The organism is Vibrio amylolyticus (assembly GCF_023145695.1).
Lineage (GTDB): Bacteria > Pseudomonadota > Gammaproteobacteria > Enterobacterales > Vibrionaceae > Vibrio > Vibrio amylolyticus.
In genome coordinates this window covers 145,010-162,539 of sequence record NZ_JAJHVV010000002.1, presented here as the reverse complement: position 1 = coordinate 162,539, position 17,530 = coordinate 145,010, and the positions used below count along the sequence as shown (strand labels likewise).

General features: G+C 43.9%; 11 protein-coding genes. 1 reads left to right on the top strand and 10 read right to left on the bottom strand.

Features of this window, described 5'->3' with window-relative positions:
- Positions 1-106 precede the first annotated feature (106 nt).
- The 10 genes from KP803_RS03730 to hrpB form a co-directional block, all read right to left on the bottom strand.
- Positions 107-1,135: an ABC transporter ATP-binding protein gene (locus KP803_RS03730; protein WP_248007492.1), complete on the bottom strand. Its 1,029-nt coding sequence runs from the start codon at positions 1,133-1,135 to the stop codon at positions 107-109.
- Positions 1,135-2,760 (bottom strand): ABC transporter permease, encoded by a 1,626-nt coding sequence (locus KP803_RS03725; RefSeq protein ID WP_248007491.1) that lies wholly within the window; start codon positions 2,758-2,760, stop codon positions 1,135-1,137. Before KP803_RS03725 ends, KP803_RS03730 begins: the two co-directional genes overlap by 1 nt.
- Positions 2,761-2,858: 98 nt before the next feature.
- Positions 2,859-3,875: a Fe(3+) ABC transporter substrate-binding protein gene (locus KP803_RS03720; RefSeq protein WP_248007490.1), complete on the bottom strand. Its 1,017-nt coding sequence runs from the start codon at positions 3,873-3,875 to the stop codon at positions 2,859-2,861.
- Between the two features lie 355 nt (positions 3,876-4,230).
- Complete coding sequence (locus tag KP803_RS03715) at positions 4,231-5,460, bottom strand: ammonium transporter (RefSeq protein WP_248007489.1); 1,230 nt, start codon at positions 5,458-5,460, stop codon at positions 4,231-4,233.
- A gap of 27 nt (positions 5,461-5,487) precedes the next feature.
- Positions 5,488-5,826: a P-II family nitrogen regulator gene (locus tag KP803_RS03710; RefSeq protein ID WP_248007488.1), complete on the bottom strand. Its 339-nt coding sequence runs from the start codon at positions 5,824-5,826 to the stop codon at positions 5,488-5,490.
- Between the two features lie 206 nt (positions 5,827-6,032).
- Entirely contained in the window at positions 6,033-6,401 is a 369-nt protein-coding gene (locus KP803_RS03705) for a YacL family protein (RefSeq protein WP_248007487.1), read from the bottom strand.
- A 187-nt stretch (positions 6,402-6,588) separates the two neighbouring features.
- A complete protein-coding gene (gene acnB, locus KP803_RS03700) occupies positions 6,589-9,177 on the bottom strand; it encodes a bifunctional aconitate hydratase 2/2-methylisocitrate dehydratase (protein WP_248007486.1) in 2,589 nt (862 codons plus the stop codon).
- Between the two features lie 242 nt (positions 9,178-9,419).
- A complete protein-coding gene (locus KP803_RS03695) occupies positions 9,420-11,729 on the bottom strand; it encodes a patatin-like phospholipase family protein (RefSeq protein WP_248007485.1) in 2,310 nt (769 codons plus the stop codon).
- Positions 11,730-11,812: 83 nt separating this feature from the next.
- Positions 11,813-14,179 (bottom strand): penicillin-binding protein 1B, encoded by a 2,367-nt coding sequence (mrcB, locus tag KP803_RS03690; protein WP_248007484.1) that lies wholly within the window; start codon positions 14,177-14,179, stop codon positions 11,813-11,815.
- Positions 14,176-16,683 (bottom strand): ATP-dependent helicase HrpB, encoded by a 2,508-nt coding sequence (gene hrpB / locus KP803_RS03685; RefSeq protein ID WP_248007483.1) that lies wholly within the window; start codon positions 16,681-16,683, stop codon positions 14,176-14,178. Before hrpB ends, mrcB begins: the two co-directional genes overlap by 4 nt.
- 20 nt (positions 16,684-16,703) lie before the next feature.
- On the opposite strand from hrpB, the gene sfsA reads away from it, so the two are divergent.
- On the top strand, positions 16,704-17,447 hold the full coding sequence (sfsA, locus tag KP803_RS03680; RefSeq protein ID WP_248007759.1) for a DNA/RNA nuclease SfsA: 744 nt from the start codon (positions 16,704-16,706) through the stop codon (positions 17,445-17,447).
- Positions 17,448-17,530: the final 83 nt, after the last annotated feature.

Below are 17,530 nucleotides of genomic sequence, written 5' to 3'. Positions count from 1 at the left end.
GATACCGAACTTGCCGCTCAATTTGAGCACCCTATAGGTGAAGAACACTTGCCCGGCGAAAGCCGGGCTTTTTTTTGTATCGTTGATGTACTAAAAAACTCAGCTTCTAAAACGCCAATATACCTTGTTCATCCACGTTAATCGCAACGCTTTGACCAATGGTTAGCGCTTGAGAAGAACTCGCCGTCAATGACTGACCATTCACTTTAATCACGTATCGACAGTGGTCTCCCATAAAGTGCTGCTCTTGCACTCGAGTGTCACTGCCTTGAGAAGCTTCAATTTGGATATGTTGCGGGCGAAGCAGTAGCTCACACTCCTGATTGACTTCAATTTGTCCTTTGGCAATGGCTTCAACCGTACCCAGAGCTGTTTCAAACTTATATTCAGAAACACGTTTCGCTGGTAGATAGCTTCCGCCACCTAAGAAGTCGGCAACAAACTTACTCGAAGGATGGTAGTAAAGCTCCGACGCCGTGCCATATTGCTCAATCACTCCGTTATTCATCACCGCCATCTTATCTGAGAAGGCAAATGCCTCTTCTCGACTATGCGTTACAAATATAGCCGTCACACCTTGCGATTTAAAGATACGGCGTATCTCAGCGATCAATGCATGACGAACTTGTGTATCAATGTTTGAAAAGGGCTCATCAAGTAGCAAAAGATCAGGCTTGTAAGCGAGTGTTCGTGCAATGGCGACACGCTGTTGTTGCCCGCCAGACAACTGATGCGGAAAACGATCGCCGTATTCAGAGAGGTGAACAAGGTCCAGCATCTCTTGCACTTTACTCTCTTTCTCTGCTTTACTTTGTTTTCTCAAGCCGAAAGCAACATTCTCTTTAACCGTTAGATGAGGAAACAGCGCGTAGTCTTGAAAGATCATACCGATGTTACGTTTCTCAGGCGGTAACCAGTTTTCACCGTCGTCGATGGTCATACAATTTAAGCTCATTTGACCAGAGCTAAGGGGCAATAGACCTGCGATAGCTTTAAGCAGTGTGGTTTTTCCACAACCACTCGCACCGAGCAAGCAAACAATCTCACCGTTTTTTACTTCTAGAGACAGCTTTTCAAGCACCGTCTGAGTTTCGTACTTACACGTTAAGTTTTGAATAGACAACGCACAACTCATTAGTGGGTTTTCTCCAGAGAACGGTTAACAATAACAAGCGGAATTAATCCGACTAAAACTAATAAAACAGCGGGCATAGCTGCTAATTCTAAATGCTCATCAGACGCAAAGTTAAAAACATACGTCGCGAGTGTTTCAAAGTTAAATGGCCTTAGTAACAAAGCTGCATTCAACTCTTTCATTGATTCAATAAACACCAGTAAACCCGCGATTAATGCACCACGGCGAACCAGTGGGAAGTGTACTCGCCAAAGCATCTTATTGGTGTTGCATCCCATCGTGCGTGATGCCATATCCAATGACGGTGGAATCTTACTCAAACTACTTTCAATACTACCAATTGCGACAGCGGAAAAACGCACTACCAAGGCTACAATCAAAGCAAACATCGAACCAGAGAAGATCAGCCCTGGGCGATTCCACTCCATAGAGCGGGCAATGTCGTTCACAAAATGATCCATAAACAGCACTGGCACCAACACACCGATGGCTAATACGGTGCCAGGGACTGCGTACCCCATAGAGGATAGGCGCATATAAGCTAAGCTGCGCTTATTGGGATTGACTCGGTGACAAAAGTTAACAACAAGTGCTATAAACACACCAATAACGGCTGCGATAATAGAGACTTGTAAACTGTTAACCGCATACTCTCTAAACTGTGCTGTCCAACTCTGCTCAAAGTACTTATAAGCGTAAATACACAACTGCATTAAAGGCAAAATAAAGGCAATTGAAACAATACCCCAACACCAACTCAACGCTGCCCACTTTTTCCACCCCGTTAGCTGATAACGAAAGTCTTCACGGCTGCTGAATTGATTTTGAAATAGTTTTTGCTTGCGGCGGCTGTATCGCTCAGCACTGAGAAGCAATATAACAATCACCAGCATCATCGCAGAGATTTTAGCGGCAGCATTAAGGTTTGAATAACCCAGCCAAGTATCGTAAACCGCAGTCGTCAGAGTACTAACAGCAAAGTAGCTTACGGTACCAAAGTCACCTATCGTCTCCATTGCCACCAACGACAACCCCACCGCCATAGAAGGTCGAACAAGAGGAAGTGAAACTCGCTTAAAGCTCTCCCAAGGCGTGCACTTTAAAAGTCGAGCAGACTGCAGAAGCGAGATGTTTTGCTCCATAAAGGCCGCGCGACATAGCAGGTAAACATAAGGGTAAAGCACCAATGCCAAAACGATAGTAGCGCCGGTTAAAGTGCGAATATCAGGGAACCAATACTCCCCAGGCCCCCAGCCAGTTAAATCTCTTAATAAAACTTGGATAGGCCCAGCAAAGTCAAACCAATCAGTAAAGATATAGCCAATAATATAACCAGGCATAGCAAGAGGAAGTACCAAAGCCCACTGCAGGACTTTCTCACTCGGTAGGCGACACATCGCCATAATCCATGCACTAGGTATACCAAGGATCAATGAAAGCAACATAACCCCCACAGTCAATACAACCGTATTGTAAATATAGGTCGGCATTACCGTGGACATTAGATGTGAGAAAACCTCATCGGTGTCACCCAATGAGGTATAGAAGATAGCTAAGATCGGCAAAACCAGCAGCAAAGCTAAGCTTGCACTACTGGTTTTCCATATATAATTTTTTTCGTTCATCGCCTAACTACAATAAGGCTGTATGAAACATAAACGCAATTGCAAATACATCTCATATCCTTTTGAAAAACAGGGGTACTTTATACCCCTACTCCTCATCAAAGGTCAAATTTCACTTCATCAAGAAGTCGAATAGCGGCAGAATGGTAAGATGCAATATCGTCTAAAGAAACAGCATCTGACTTAAACTCACCCCAAGAAGCGACTAGTTCAGAAGGTTTAACGCCTTCTTTCACTGGGTATTCATAGTTAACTTCTGCGTACATGCTTTGAGCAGTATCTGCACTTAAGAACTCCATTAACTTTTGAGCATTCTCTTTGTTAGGAGAGTATTTCGCCATCGCCATACCAGAGATATTTACATGAGTACCTTCAGCATTTTGGTTCGGGAAGTTGATGTAAACAGCATCAGCCCACGCTTTTTGCTCTTTATCATTTACCATTTTACCGAGGTAGTAGCTGTTACCTAGAGCAACATCACATAAGCCTTCTTTAATCGCTTTAACTTGAGCACGGTCATTACCTTGAGGCTTACGCGCTAGGTTTGCTTTTAGGCCTTCTAACCATTCTTTTGTTTCCGCTTCACCATGGTGAGCAATCATAGAAGAAACAAGTGAGACGTTGTATGGGTGCTTACCACTACGAGTACAGATTTTTCCTTTAAACTCAGGCTTAGCAAGGTCTGCGTAAGTAAAATCATCACCTAGACGACCTACACGATCACGTGATGAATAGACAGAACGAGTACGAGTTGTTAATGCGAACCACTCATTTTCAGTATCCTGGTACTGCGCTGGAATATTTGACTCTAAAACTGGGCTGTCTACTTTCTGAACTAAGTCTTGCTTAGTTAACTCAGCAAGTCGGCTAATATCAACTGTTAGAATAACGTCTGCAGGGCTTAGATCGCCTTCACGTGCTAGTGTTTCTGCAAGACCTTTTTTAGCAAACTTAACGTTCACTTTAATACCTGTCTCTTTAGTAAACTCGTTAAACATAGGTTCAACAAGAAACGGTTGACGGTAAGAGTAGACGTTTACTTCTTCGGCAAAAGCCATTGCTGTTGGTACTAGAGCGCTACATGCAAGTGCAGAAAGAGTTAGCAGTTTTTTCATCAGTTTAATCCTTTACATCGTAATGATAATGTTTCTCAGTTGCATTATTATATTCATCAATATTTTAATTACAATGATCATAGACAAAAAAATTGGTCTTTAAAGGGCCGTTTTCATTAAATTAAGTTTGTAACTAACTATTTCCACCCACTTTGAGCGTAAATATTAAAGGGAAACAGGAAGGTAAAAATAGCGACGGTAGCAGAGAATGTCATTAACCAGGCGACTATTTTATTCAAATTAGCACCACAAAGGTAAAGCCTAATCTTCAAGAGACACCAAAGAAAAAGGCCTACTCATTGCTGAGTAGGCCACGGTGCTAATATCAGTTTAGACTGTTTTTAATAACCGTTTTTTATTTAACCGTTACAAACTCTGGGTAAGCACCAACACCACAATCGTGCATATCCATACCTTCTAGCTCTTCGTCTTCTGTTACACGAATACCCATCGTTGCCTTCAAGACACTCCATACCACTAGGCTTGCACCGAATACCCAAGCAAAGATAACAGCAGCACCAAGCAGTTGAGCACCAAACGTTGCATCACCATTACTTAGTGGCACAACCATTAGACCGAAGAAACCACATACACCGTGTACTGAGATTGCACCCACTGGATCATCAATCTTCAGTTTATCAAGAGCGATAATGCTGAATACAACCAATGCACCAGATGCACAACCAATCGCTACTGAATACACTGGTGATGGCGATAGAGGGTCAGCAGTAATAGCGACTAGACCAGCCAATGCACCGTTAAGAATCATAGTAAGGTCTGCTTTGCCCCACGTTGTTTTACAAACAAGCAATGCAGCAATCGCACCAGCCGCCGCCGCCGCATTCGTATTAAGGAAGATTTGACCTACTGCTGTTGCGTTCTCAAAATCAGAAAGCATTAACTGTGAACCACCGTTAAAGCCAAACCAACCAAACCATAGAATGAATGTACCCAGTGTTGCTAATGGCAAGTTTGAACCTTGAATTGGGTAGATTTCACCTTTTTTACCGTATTTACCTTTACGAGCACCAAGTAACAATACACCCGCTAGTGCAGCCGCAGCACCCGCCATGTGAACAATACCAGAACCTGCAAAGTCACTAAATCCTGCTTCTGAAAGGAAACCACCACCCCATGTCCAGTAACCTTCCATTGGGTAGATAAATGCGGTTAGCACAACAGAGAAGACTAGGAATGCCCAAAGCTTCATACGCTCAGCAACTGCACCAGAAACGACTGACATTGCTGTTGCAACAAATACCACTTGGAAGAAGAAATCAGACTCTAGTGAATGATCAGCCCCCTCACCTTGAGTGCCTATTAATGCACCAAATGATGGCAAGTAACCACCTTCACCATTATCAACATACATGATGTTGTAACCAACAAGTAGGAATGTCGTACACGCAATTGCGTATAAACAGATATTCTTAGTTAAGATTTCCGTGGTGTTCTTTGAACGAACTAATCCTGCTTCTAGCATGGCAAAACCAGCTGCCATCCACATCACCAACGCACCTGAAATGAGGAAGAAAAAAGTGTCGAGTGCGTAACGTAGTTCCGTTACTGTTGTTAGTAGTTCCATAATATTGCTCTCCAATCCTTAGAATCTTTAAAGTGCTTCAGCGTCCATTTCACCAGTACGAATACGAACTGCTTGATTTAGGTCGTACACAAAAATTTTACCGTCGCCAATCTTTCCTGTTTGAGCAGCTTTAGTGATCGCTTCAACAACACGATCAACATTGTCCGCTTGAGTTGCGATTTCCAATTTTACTTTTGGCAAGAAATCTACTTGGTACTCTGCACCACGGTATAATTCTGTATGTCCTTTTTGACGACCAAAGCCTTTCACTTCAGAGACTGTCATCCCTTCAATACCTGCATCAGCAAGTGCTTCACGTACGTCATCAAGTTTAAATGGTTTGATTATGGCGTTAATTAATTTCATCGTACCCTCACTAGGTCATTATTCCTTTACTGTTACTCTTATAATCCAAGGTACGTGCCAACTATTTAACTTATTGTTTTCAAAGTAATTTTGTATTTACAATGTACTAACAACAAAAAAGGCGCACCAAAACGGTGCGCCCTTTTCACAATAACAATGCATTAACATCTCAATTCACCATGACAGTGCATCGAACGTACGCTTGTCTAATAACCAAGAAAATCAATCCATCGCGCAATGAGTAATTCAAAATCATCGATTCCACATCCAGCGGTGCTTTCACAATTATAGAAATCAAATTCACTCTCAACGTCAAGTTCATCACCGTGACTAAGAACGTTCTCTTGAATTATCACTTCATCACCTGAAATAACCATCGAGATTTCGTGTCCAAGCAATTTATGTTCGTCACTTGGTAAAGCTTTCGATTGCGCAATTAAATGTTCAACCTCTTGAAGCTTTTGCTTTGATTTACCGATCTCATCTTGCAGCCATCGACCAACAATTTCGTGCCCCATACTACATTTAACATAATACTCGCCCATTAATGTGTTGCGGGTGAATTCAAATTCCATGAGAGCTCCAATAAGTCGATAGGGCTAAGATTGGCGCAAAGTATATAGCGAGACACACAAACTCTCTAGCTATGATTGTAGATAAGAAAAGAGCACAGCTATCACACGCGTAATGAGCAAATTTTAGACATTAAAAAAGCACTTACGGTTACCGCAAGTGCTTTCAATTAATCAATTAAGTTCTGCGCTAAGCTGGCTCTTGAAAGATAACTGTATCCGCTTTGTCTGTGTACTCAGACATAGTATGGAAGTTCAAGTAACGGTATGTATCCGCTGCTGTCGCGTCAATCTTCTGAGCGTACTCTAAGTACTCTTCTTTGGTTGGTATACGACCAAGAATCGCACCTACCGCAGAAAGTTCAGCTGACGCTAAGTAAACGTTAGCGCCTGTACCTAGACGGTTCGGGAAGTTACGTGTAGACGTTGACATCACGGTCGCTTTATCAGCAACACGCGCTTGGTTACCCATACATAGAGAACAACCCGGAGTTTCAATACGAACCCCTGCACGACCGAAGATACCGTAGTAACCTTCTTCTGTTAGTTGATCTTTATCCATCTTCGTTGGTGGTGCAACCCATAGGCGAGTATTTAGTGAGCCGTTAAACTCCTCTAACATCTTACCTGCCGCACGGAAGTGACCGATGTTCGTCATACAAGAACCGATAAACACTTCTTGAATCTCAGTACCTTGTACATCAGACAGTAGACGTGCATCATCTGGATCGTTTGGCGCACATAAGATTGGCTGATCGATGTCTGCAAGATCAATCTCAATGACGTGTGCATATTCAGCATCAGAATCGGCAGATAGAAGATCAGGTTTCGCTAGCCACTCTTCCATTGCTGTAATACGACGCTCAATAGTACGAACATCACCGTAACCTTCCGCAATCATCCACTTAAGCATAACGATGTTTGAGTTCAGGTACTCTTCGATAGACTCTTGAGACAGCTTAACCGTACAACCAGCAGCTGACCGCTCAGCAGAAGCATCAGAAAGTTCGAACGCTTGCTCAACAGATAGGTGATCAACACCTTCGATTTCTAGTACACGACCAGAGAATTCGTTGATCTTACCGGCTTTCTCTACAGTTAGTAGACCTTGCTTGATGCCATAAAGAGGAATTGCATGTACTAGGTCACGTAGCGTGATACCCGGTTGCATTTCACCTTTAAAACGAACCAAGATAGATTCAGGCATATCAAGAGGCATAACACCCGTTGCTGCCGCAAATGCAACTAGACCAGAACCTGCAGGGAATGAAATACCAAGAGGGAAACGAGTATGCGAATCACCACCAGTACCAACAGTATCAGGTAGAAGCATACGGTTTAGCCATGAGTGGATAACACCATCACCTGGACGCAATGAAACACCAGCACGATTCATGATGAAATCAGGCAGCGTGTGGTGAGTATTCACATCAACAGGCTTAGGATAAGCAGATGTGTGACAGAAAGACTGCATTACAAGATCAGCAGAGAAGCCAAGACACGCAAGGTCTTTCAGTTCATCACGCGTCATTGGGCCCGTTGTATCTTGAGAGCCAACTGTCGTCATTTTAGGTTCACAGTACTGACCAGCACGCACACCTTCAACGCCACATGCTTTACCAACCATCTTCTGAGCTAACGTGTAGCCTTTATCAGAGGCAGAAGGATCAATCGGTTTAGCAAACAGATCAGTCTCTTCTAGACCAAGAGAAGTACGGGCACGGCTCGTTAGACCACGACCGATAATCAGAGGGATACGACCACCAGCACGCACTTCATCAAGCAATACATCACTTAGCTTAAAGCTTGAAATCTCTGTACCATTTTTACGTACGACACCTTCATATGGAGAGATATCAATGATATCGCCCATGTTCATGTCTTGTACGTTAAGTTCAATTGGTAGTGCGCCTGAGTCTTCCATTGTGTTGTAGAAGATTGGAGCGATCTTGCCACCTAAACAAACACCACCTGTACGCTTGTTTGGTACAAATGGGATATCGTCACCCATAAACCAAAGTACAGAGTTCGTTGCCGATTTACGAGAAGAACCCGTACCGACAACATCGCCCACGTACGCTAGTGGGATGCCGTCTTTTTGCAACTCTTCAATCTGATTGATTGGACCAACGCTACCTTGTTGATCTGGGTTGATGCCTTCACGTTCCATCTTCAGCATTGCTTTAGCGTGTACTGGGATATCAGGACGTGACCAAGCATCTGGTGCTGGAGATAAGTCATCGGTATTGGTTTCACCAGTGACTTTGAATACTTTAACGGTGATCTTTTCCGCTACTTTTGGTTTTGATGTGAACCAGTCAGCATCAGCCCAAGATTGCAGTACTTGCTGCGCAGAAGCATTACCTGCTTTTGCTTTCTCTTCCACATCATAAAACGCGTCAAACATAAGCAGGGTATGAGACAGCGCTTTAACGGCTAGAGGGGCTAAGTCAGCATCATCAAGCAAAGAAACGAGAGATTCGATGTTATAACCGCCCTGCATAGTACCAAGCAGTTCAGTTGCCTTTTCACGGCTAACAAGTGGTGAAGTCACTTCACCTTTAGTAATGGCCGTTAAGAAACTCGCTTTTACGTAAGCGGCTTCATCAACACCAGGTGGAATACGATTCTCGAGTAGATCAAGAATGACTTCTTCTTCCCCTTGAGGAGGATTTTTTAATAATTCAACAAGTCCAGCGACTTGCTCAGCATCTAGGGGCCTAGGAACAACTCCCTCTGCAGCACGCTCTTCGACGTGTTTACGGTAGGCTTCAAGCACGACTTTTTCCTCTCATTGCGGTTCAAACGTAGTGATATACACCAGGAGTGAACATCCTTGGAAACTTGGCTCTCCATTGCCATTAAAGTCATACAATTGAATTGATGAGCAGCGCCAGAGAGGCCAAACTGTGGGACGCAGGATAGCAAATTTAACCTAAAATTAAAATCTTATCATTTTGACCAACATAGCAAGTTAAGACTAAAGTTGGATGATTTTATCAATTTAACTTGGCTGATTTGCTACTTATACGTGGTCCCAATGATTAAATATATGGAATCATAGTTCTCTTCAGTAAACCCATAACCAAACATAATTGGTCCTATTGGTGAGTTCACCCCAACAAACACCGAAGCCGCTTGGTATAACGGTGCGTCTTGAACATTAATATTCGGATCAGACCAAACGCCCCCATATTCTATCGAGCTACCAATATAAAACGGGGAGCTAAATAATCCGAAATCATTATCAAACCAGCGATATCGATACACTAAGCTTGTATAAGCCAAGTTTTGACCAACTAAGCTATCACGAGGAATTCCTGACAAATTAAGGAATCCACCAATTTCTTTGGGATCGATAGGCAATGACGAATTCTCACTTTCTGTCAGCCCCATGTTCACATTCGCGACTAAAGTATGACGATCATGAGAATAAGCTCCGATCAGTTTGGCGGTAACCTCTTGGACGGTATCGCTAGACTGGTTTATTGCTGTGCCTAAGCAAGAAGACTCTCCTCTTGCGTCATCATGGGAAAGTAGATACTCAAAATCAGCATAAATACCCGAACGAGGCAAACTAAAGTCATCTAGCGTATCGTAACGATACCCAACAAATGCCCCCTCTCGAGTAAATTCTAAATCACCACAGGATGGCAATGTCGAAAACTCACCATACCCTTGAATATAGCGTAAGCCCACTTTAAACTCGCTCCACAAATTACGCTGAAACCCAAGCGCTAATTCGCCTTTCCACTCGCGATAAGTAATCGGCAGGTAATCTTTAGTAGTTTCTAACGTTGGCTCAGATGTAGGGAAATCTCTAGGCATGTTACGTTTATCGTTACTGTAGCTCGCACCTAGCGTAGTAAATAGCTTCTGGTTCGACATGAATGGGGAGTACAACTCTGCCTCGACAAGCTTATCTGTCCCCATTTCTAGGTTGAGCATTAACTCTGCCCCATCGGAGTTAAGATCAGTAAAGTTGCTTGATAGCCCCAATGAATACTGGCTATCAGTGGTGAAATCATCTTCTAAGAAGAAGCGAAAGTTAACGTAGTTTGGCCCCCAAGCCTTCTCTTTAACATCAACAACCAATAGATCACTACCTTGTTCATCTTTGTCATATTGATAGGTGATCAATTCAAATCGATCCAGTGCATAAAGATCTTGTACACTTGCCTCAATTTCTTCCGTCGTTAACTCAGTTCCCTCTTTGAGTCCAAGGCGAGAGCGCAATAATTCTTCACTGTAGTGGGTATTGTTATTTATCACGATACGGTCGACCAACACTTCATCGCCATAGATCAGTGTTTTACGAGCTTCCTGTTTCGTCTCGATATACGTTTGATAATCGCCACTTGATAGTGAAAGTCGAGAGAGTTTCAGTGAATCAGCCATTGCGGCCTCATAACCTTCAAGGTAAGCACCTGGCATTTTCTTGAATTCTGTTGTTTGCATTTGCCCGACGTCAGGCTGAAGAAAAATATCTTTCTCGCTCAGCGACTCTTGCTGCAGGAGCGTACTTCGGCGAACTAGGTAATTAGAGAGTTGATCAGCAACAGTGAGAAAAGAGCTAAACTCATCCTCTCCTTTATAATCACTACTAATATCTACCGCAATGACAATATCAGCCCCCATTTCTCGAGCGACATCAACGGGCATATTATTGGTCACGCCGCCATCCACTAACTGACGACCATCAATTTCATAAGGAGGCAGAACGCCAGGAACTGACATACTCGCCATCATGGCATCAACAAGGTAGCCTTCTCCAATAACAACGGGTTCGAGTTCAATAATATCGGTGGCGACAGATCGGAAAGGAATAACAAGATCATCAAAGGATTCTAATGCGGGAAGGTTGCCAGACGTTTCACGCAAAATACGCAACATATTCTGACCTTGAACAACCCCTCTTGGTGCTTTAACCTCACCCCAGCGTAGGCCAAGGTCAGTATTAATTTGGTATCGATCTTCATACTCTTTATCACGGACACGACGTTCACTGCGATCAACGCGGTCTCGATACCCAGTGTTCCACTCAACCGAATAGATTAAGCTCTCTATTTCATCAGCACTCATGCCAGAAGCGTACAGGCCACCAATATAAGCGCCCATGCTCGTTCCGGTGATGTAATCAATGGGAATATTGAGTTCTTCAAGTGCCTTTAAAACACCGATATGCGCAGCACCTTTTGCACCGCCGCCAGCAAGAACCACTGCAATTTTTGGCCTCTCGTAGGTTTTTTCAATTGGATCAGCGCTCTTAGCCCAAACGGCTGAGCTGACTGAAAATGCAAATAGAACCGAGAAACCAAATAAAAAGCGCACCACATTAATCCTTTAATTGCTTAAAATAACTCGTTGAGATAACAGAATTAACTAATCATTCATCTCGATATTACTCGAATCAACTACCAAGTGAATATCTTTTTAAGCCACCCCGCCGGTTTATTTTCACAAGTTTGCTTAATCACGCCTTTTGGATCCCACATTGGCAATTTGAATTCGTTATCGCAGTCAAGGTCTAGTGGTCCCATCTTTGTTTTGCTAAATCCTATGGTACTGATCTCTCTTGGCCAAGGCAGGGCCAGTCTTTCAGGGATTCGATGATGAAGGTATTCATCATATACTCTTAATGCGCCACTTGAACCCGTCAATTTTGTCGGTTGATTATCATCACGTCCTAACCAAATGGCCGTAACTTCACGTCCATCCACTCCAACAAACCAGCTATCACGAGTATCATTACTGGTCCCTGTTTTTCCAGCCAATGCCGCCCAAGAATATTTTCCATGCAGATAGCGCCCCGTACCTTCAACAACGGCGACTTTCATGGCGTATGTCGTTAACCAAGCCGCTTGCTCAGAGACTCTCTGCTGAACACGAGGAATCGATTCGTAAAGAACATTGCCATCTTGATCTAGTACCGACCTCAAAGCAGAAAGCGGAGCTATTTTTCCTGAATTCGTTAAGGTTTGATACATCTGCGCTACTTGAAATGGCGTTAGAGTAAACGAGCCCAAAAACATGGATGGAACAGGCCGAATTTCAGAACGATCTACGCCAAGTTTTTCAATCGTATCCATCACTGCGGGAACGCCTAATTGCATGCCCAAATAAACCGTAGGGACATTATAAGATTTAGAGAGCGCTTCATATAATGGAACCTCACCACGGAACTCGCGATCATAATTTCGCGGACTCCAAACACTCCCCTCACTTCCTTTCAAGCTGATTGGCTTATCTTGTAATGTCGTGGCTAAGTTATACGTATCAGGCTGTTCCAATGCCGTTAAGTAGACCGCAGGCTTTGCCAGTGAACCAATTTGGCGACTGGCATTAAGTGCTCGATTAAAGCCATCGTAACCCGTACGCTTGCCCCCCACCATGGCTCGAATCTCGCCACTATGACGATCGACCGAAACCGCAGCGCCCTCTAGTGAGTCACCTGCTCGTTTAGCAAGCTCTGGAACTTTCTTCGCAATCGCCCTTTCTAGCTCTTGCTGCGAGACAGGATCAAGAGAAGTAAACACACGTAAGCCTATTTCAGACCGGAACGCTTTTCCGACTTTTTCACGCAGTTCAATATTCACCTGTTGAAAATAAGCGGGCTGTCGGCTCGCAATGCGAGGGTTATCTTGAATATCAAGTGGACGACTTGCCGCTTGCTCATACTGCTCTGCCGTTAAGATATCTTGCTGCATCATCATTCTCAGCACTAAATCACGACGCGCCTTTGCCCGTTCAGGTTGGCGGATTGGATTATAGTAGGATGGGCCTTTAACCATACCCACCAGCAGTGCCATTTGATCAATACGTAATTCATCGATCGGCTGACCAAAATAGAGACGAGAGGCCAATGCAAAACCGTGGATCGCTTCTCCACCACTCTGCCCTAAATAGACTTCGTTAAGATACCCTTCCAAAATACGATCTTTACTGTAACGGTGATCAATAATGATCGCGATGTACGCTTCTCGGATCTTTCGCCACAGTGTGCGATCACTCGATAGGAACAAGTTTTTAGTGAGCTGCTGAGTTAGGGTACTGCCACCCTGAACGGTTCGACCCGCTTTTAAATTGACAACCATGGCACGAGCAATGGCAAGAGGTGATACCCCATCATGCTGATAGAAGTTTCGATCTTCCGTAACAAGAAGGGCATCAACCATCACTTCAGGGAACTGCTCTCGTTTCAGAAAGAGGCGCTGCTCATTGGTGTTTTTCTCAAGCATGCCTAACATCTTAGGATCTATGCGTAGATAACCTAAGTTGCCACTTTGCTCAAGAGACTGGATTCGATTCACACCACTGGAGTCAAAATGGATCATCACATGACGAGAAGGCTCTGGGCCATCAGAAAATTCAAATGGTCGACGAATCACTTCCAATTTATTTGAAGACGAAGAATATTCGCCAGGATAGCGAGGTTGGCGAACCTTACGGTAATTAAGCACATCCAGTTCATTGCTCAATTGAGTCAGAGTCGTTGATGCACCTGGTGTAATCGTCAATATTCGAGCATAAACAACCGTTGGTAAGCTAAAAAGCTGCCCTTCGAATTTTTGTTTTACAACGCTATCAAGATAAACCCCAACAAAGACAAGTACGGCAAGCCCCGCTATGCCTAACTTCCAGCCAATACTCCAACAGACTTTAAGCCAAGATCGCTTTGCAGCGGCACTTTTCTTACGTGTTGTTTTTCGCTTCGTCGTTTTACGAGGAGCGGCTTTTTTCTTTGTACTTGCCTTTTTAGCAGGCGTTTTTTTATCGGTCATTTATTGAACTGCCGTTTCGTTTTACTGGTGGCGATATGGTTTGCTGGATCATCAGGCCAAACGTGCTTGGGATAGCGTCCCTTCATCTCTTTTTGTACTTCCTTATAAGAACCCGCCCAAAAAGAGGCGAGATCTTGTGTCACTTGAAGTGGGCGCTGTGCTGGAGAGAGAAGCTCTAATGTGACTTTTTTCTTTCCAAGCGCGATCGTTGGCGACGCTTTTTCACCAAAGAGCTCTTGCATTCGCACCGATAATATCGGCTCGCTTCCTACCTCATAACGAATACGTTTGTTCGTTCCTGTCGGCAGGGTTAGCTTGATTGGTAAAAGCTGATCGATCTCTTGATTCAGCGGCCAACCTAGGCGCGCAAACAAAGCTTGCACTAGGTCAATATTTTTCAAGCCTTTGAGTGACGTTACGTCGACCATATAAGGCGCCAACCAAGTGTCTAATTCGTAAAGTAAACTCTCTTCGTCCATCTTAGGCCATGCTTTTTCAGGAAGCCAAGCCTCTGCACAGCGCGTACGAGTGAGCAATTCTTCAGCCGATTGAGTCCAATTTAATACCGATAGCCCCTTCTGTTTTACATAATTAAGTAAAGCCTCGGTCATTTTTTGTTTATCGAGCTTTGCGATCTCCTTGCGACTGATCACCAGACTTCCCAGCGTTAACTGCTCCTCGGCTATCAATCTTCCCTTAGCGTCACTCCAGTCAACGGAATCTTGTGTCTTAAATAACGAAGCAAAATACTGCTGTAATAAAGAGATATCCAACTTGGCTGCCAAAAAAATTCGACTCGCATTGGTTTGTCCGCGCATTAAGTCAATCACAACCATATACTCTGCATCAGACAAACTATGCGAGGCATCAATTTCAGCGCCATGACCATTAGAAAGAATGAACTTACCACTTCCTAATTTTCGTGATTGGGCAATTCGATCGGGAAAAGCAAAACTTAAAGCGATAGCAACAAGACATTCATCGACCCGCTGAAGAATAAAGGCTCGTTCACATTTACGAGCTAACTGCTCTGCACGCCTTAAAATGGCCGCCGACTTCTGATGAGTACCTTGCTTTAAGCGATAGAGGCTGTCTTGCAAATCTAACGTGTTACGTTCTGGATCTTCAATTAACGCCGCTACCACTGTGGCTGTTTGAAACAGCGCCTCATCACCTTGAAGTGATCTCACTAACATACTGGCGACACGAGGCTCTAAACCAAATTGATGCGCCTGTTTTCCTGCCGCCGTTAATTGCTTTTGTTGGTTCATTAACCCTAACGACACAAGCAGCTGCCTTGCTTGCTTCAATGCAACTTGTGGGGGGATATCCAACCACTTTAGATCACTCACTTCAGCGGTGCCCCATTGCGCCATTTCCATAGCCAAAGAGCAAAGATCAGAATGTAAAATTTCCGCGCTAGGTACGTTAGGTTGCTGTTTCAGTTTCCCTTCACTGTAGAGTCTGACGCAGATCCCAGGTTCCAATCGCCCTGCACGCCCTGCTCGTTGTTCTGCTGAAGATTGAGCAATATGAGCCTGTTCTAGCTTGGTTATCCCTGTTTTAAGATCAAACTTGGCAGCTCGCTCAAGGCCACAATCCAGTACTAAACGAATACCCTCAATGGTCAGGGAAGTTTCAGCAATATTGGTCGCCAATACCACTTTTCGTTGATCACCTTTTAACGGTGCTATCGCCTTTTGCTGCTGAGAAAAAGTAAGTTGCCCATATAAGGGCAACACTTCAATCCCTTTTACAAGATCATCTAGTTTCTCTGCGATCTGTTTAATCGCCCCAACACCAGGAAGAAAAACCAACAAAGATCCTTGCTCTGTGCTCATCAGATGCTGTATCTGCTTCACAACACTAGGTATAAAGTAGTCATTGGGTTTTAGCGGTTGATAACGATACTCGACAGGGTAGCTACGTCCTTGCGATTCAACGTATTTGGCTTCAGGCAAGAGCTCTGTTAAAGCAGATTGATCCAGTGTCGCTGACATGACGACGATATGAAGATCGTCTCGCAGCGCTTCTTGAACTTCTAAACTTAGCGCTAACGAAGTATCAGCATGGATACTTCGTTCATGGAATTCATCGAAGATAAGCAGATCAACGCCAGACAATTCAGGGTCAGACTGCAGCATCCTCGTCATGATCCCTTCTGTTACTATCTCAAGCTGAGTATTTGCACCGACTTTTGTGTCACCACGAACTCGATAGCCAACTCGATCCCCCACTTTTTCTCCTAACTGCTGCGCGAGATAACCTGCGATGTTTCTCGCCGCAAGACGCCTTGGTTCAAGCATGATGATCTTGCCAGTAAACAGGCCCGCTTTAATCAGTTGCAGAGGAAAAAAGGTAGATTTACCCGCACCAGGTGCTGCTTTCAGGATCAGTTGATTGTGTGTTTGAACGCCAGAGAGCAGCTCTGACATCACACTTTCTATGGGTAGTGGAATCGATGAAGACAATGGAGACGCCTTATGATGTAATGAGGGCACCATTGTACATAAAAACAGTAGAAATGCATTTTAATCCACCTCTTGAGTCTGCGACATTAATTAAGCGCTACAAGCGCTTCCTTGCCGATATTCAACTTCCCGATCAATCTGAGCGTACGATCCACTGCGCTAATACCGGGGCGATGACCGGTTGTGCTGAAACGGGTAATACGGTTTGGTTTTCCACCTCGGATAACCCAAAACGAAAATACCCAAATAGCTGGGAACTAGCCCAAACTAAACAAGGGCATTGGATCAGTATCAACACCGTAAAAGCGAATCACTTGGCCGTGGAAGCTATCCAGAATGGCGTGATAAAAGAGCTTGCTGAATACGATGATTTGAAAACAGAAGTGAAGTACGGCAGTGAAAATAGTCGCATTGATATCTTGCTCAATTCAGAAAGTAAGCCAAAATGCTATATAGAGGTGAAAAGTGTCACGCTATTAGATGAAGAAGGTAATGGACAGGGCTACTTCCCAGATGCAGTGACCACACGGGGTCAAAAGCATTTGAGAGAGCTCACGGAAATGGCAAAAAATGGAAGCAGAGCAGTACTTTTATTCACTGTTTTACATACAGGGATTGAAAAAGTATCGGCTGCACACCATATAGACGCCAACTATTCAAATTTACTAGACGAAGCAATTGAACAAGGCGTAGAAGTTCTGTGCTACAAAGCACAAATTTCCGAATCGGAGATCAAACTCATTTCTGCTGTTGATTTTATTAATAATCAGCCAAAAATGATGTCACCTTCACAATGACAAAAAGTTTGCTATCCAAGATTTGCGTCGCCCGTTTCTTTTTGCTATAGATAGCCGCCTTAAAATAGACTGCTCAAGCAGTT

What these genes read in the sequence shown, in the direction of transcription:
- KP803_RS03720 (WP_248007490.1), bottom strand. Translation starts at nt 3,875, where the DNA reads ATGAAAAAACTGCTAACTCTTTCTGCACTTGCATGTAGCGCTCTAGTA.
- sfsA (WP_248007759.1), top strand. Translation starts at nt 16,704, where the DNA reads ATGCATTTTAATCCACCTCTTGAGTCTGCGACATTAATTAAGCGCTAC.
- KP803_RS03710 (WP_248007488.1), bottom strand. Translation starts at nt 5,826, where the DNA reads ATGAAATTAATTAACGCCATAATCAAACCATTTAAACTTGATGACGTA.
- KP803_RS03730 (WP_248007492.1), bottom strand. Translation starts at nt 1,135, where the DNA reads ATGAGTTGTGCGTTGTCTATTCAAAACTTAACGTGTAAGTACGAAACT.
- KP803_RS03715 (WP_248007489.1), bottom strand. Translation starts at nt 5,460, where the DNA reads ATGGAACTACTAACAACAGTAACGGAACTACGTTACGCACTCGACACT.
- KP803_RS03725 (WP_248007491.1), bottom strand. Translation starts at nt 2,760, where the DNA reads ATGAACGAAAAAAATTATATATGGAAAACCAGTAGTGCAAGCTTAGCT.
- KP803_RS03705 (WP_248007487.1), bottom strand. Translation starts at nt 6,401, where the DNA reads ATGGAATTTGAATTCACCCGCAACACATTAATGGGCGAGTATTATGTT.
- mrcB (WP_248007484.1), bottom strand. Translation starts at nt 14,179, where the DNA reads ATGACCGATAAAAAAACGCCTGCTAAAAAGGCAAGTACAAAGAAAAAA.
- hrpB (WP_248007483.1), bottom strand. Translation starts at nt 16,683, where the DNA reads ATGGTGCCCTCATTACATCATAAGGCGTCTCCATTGTCTTCATCGATT.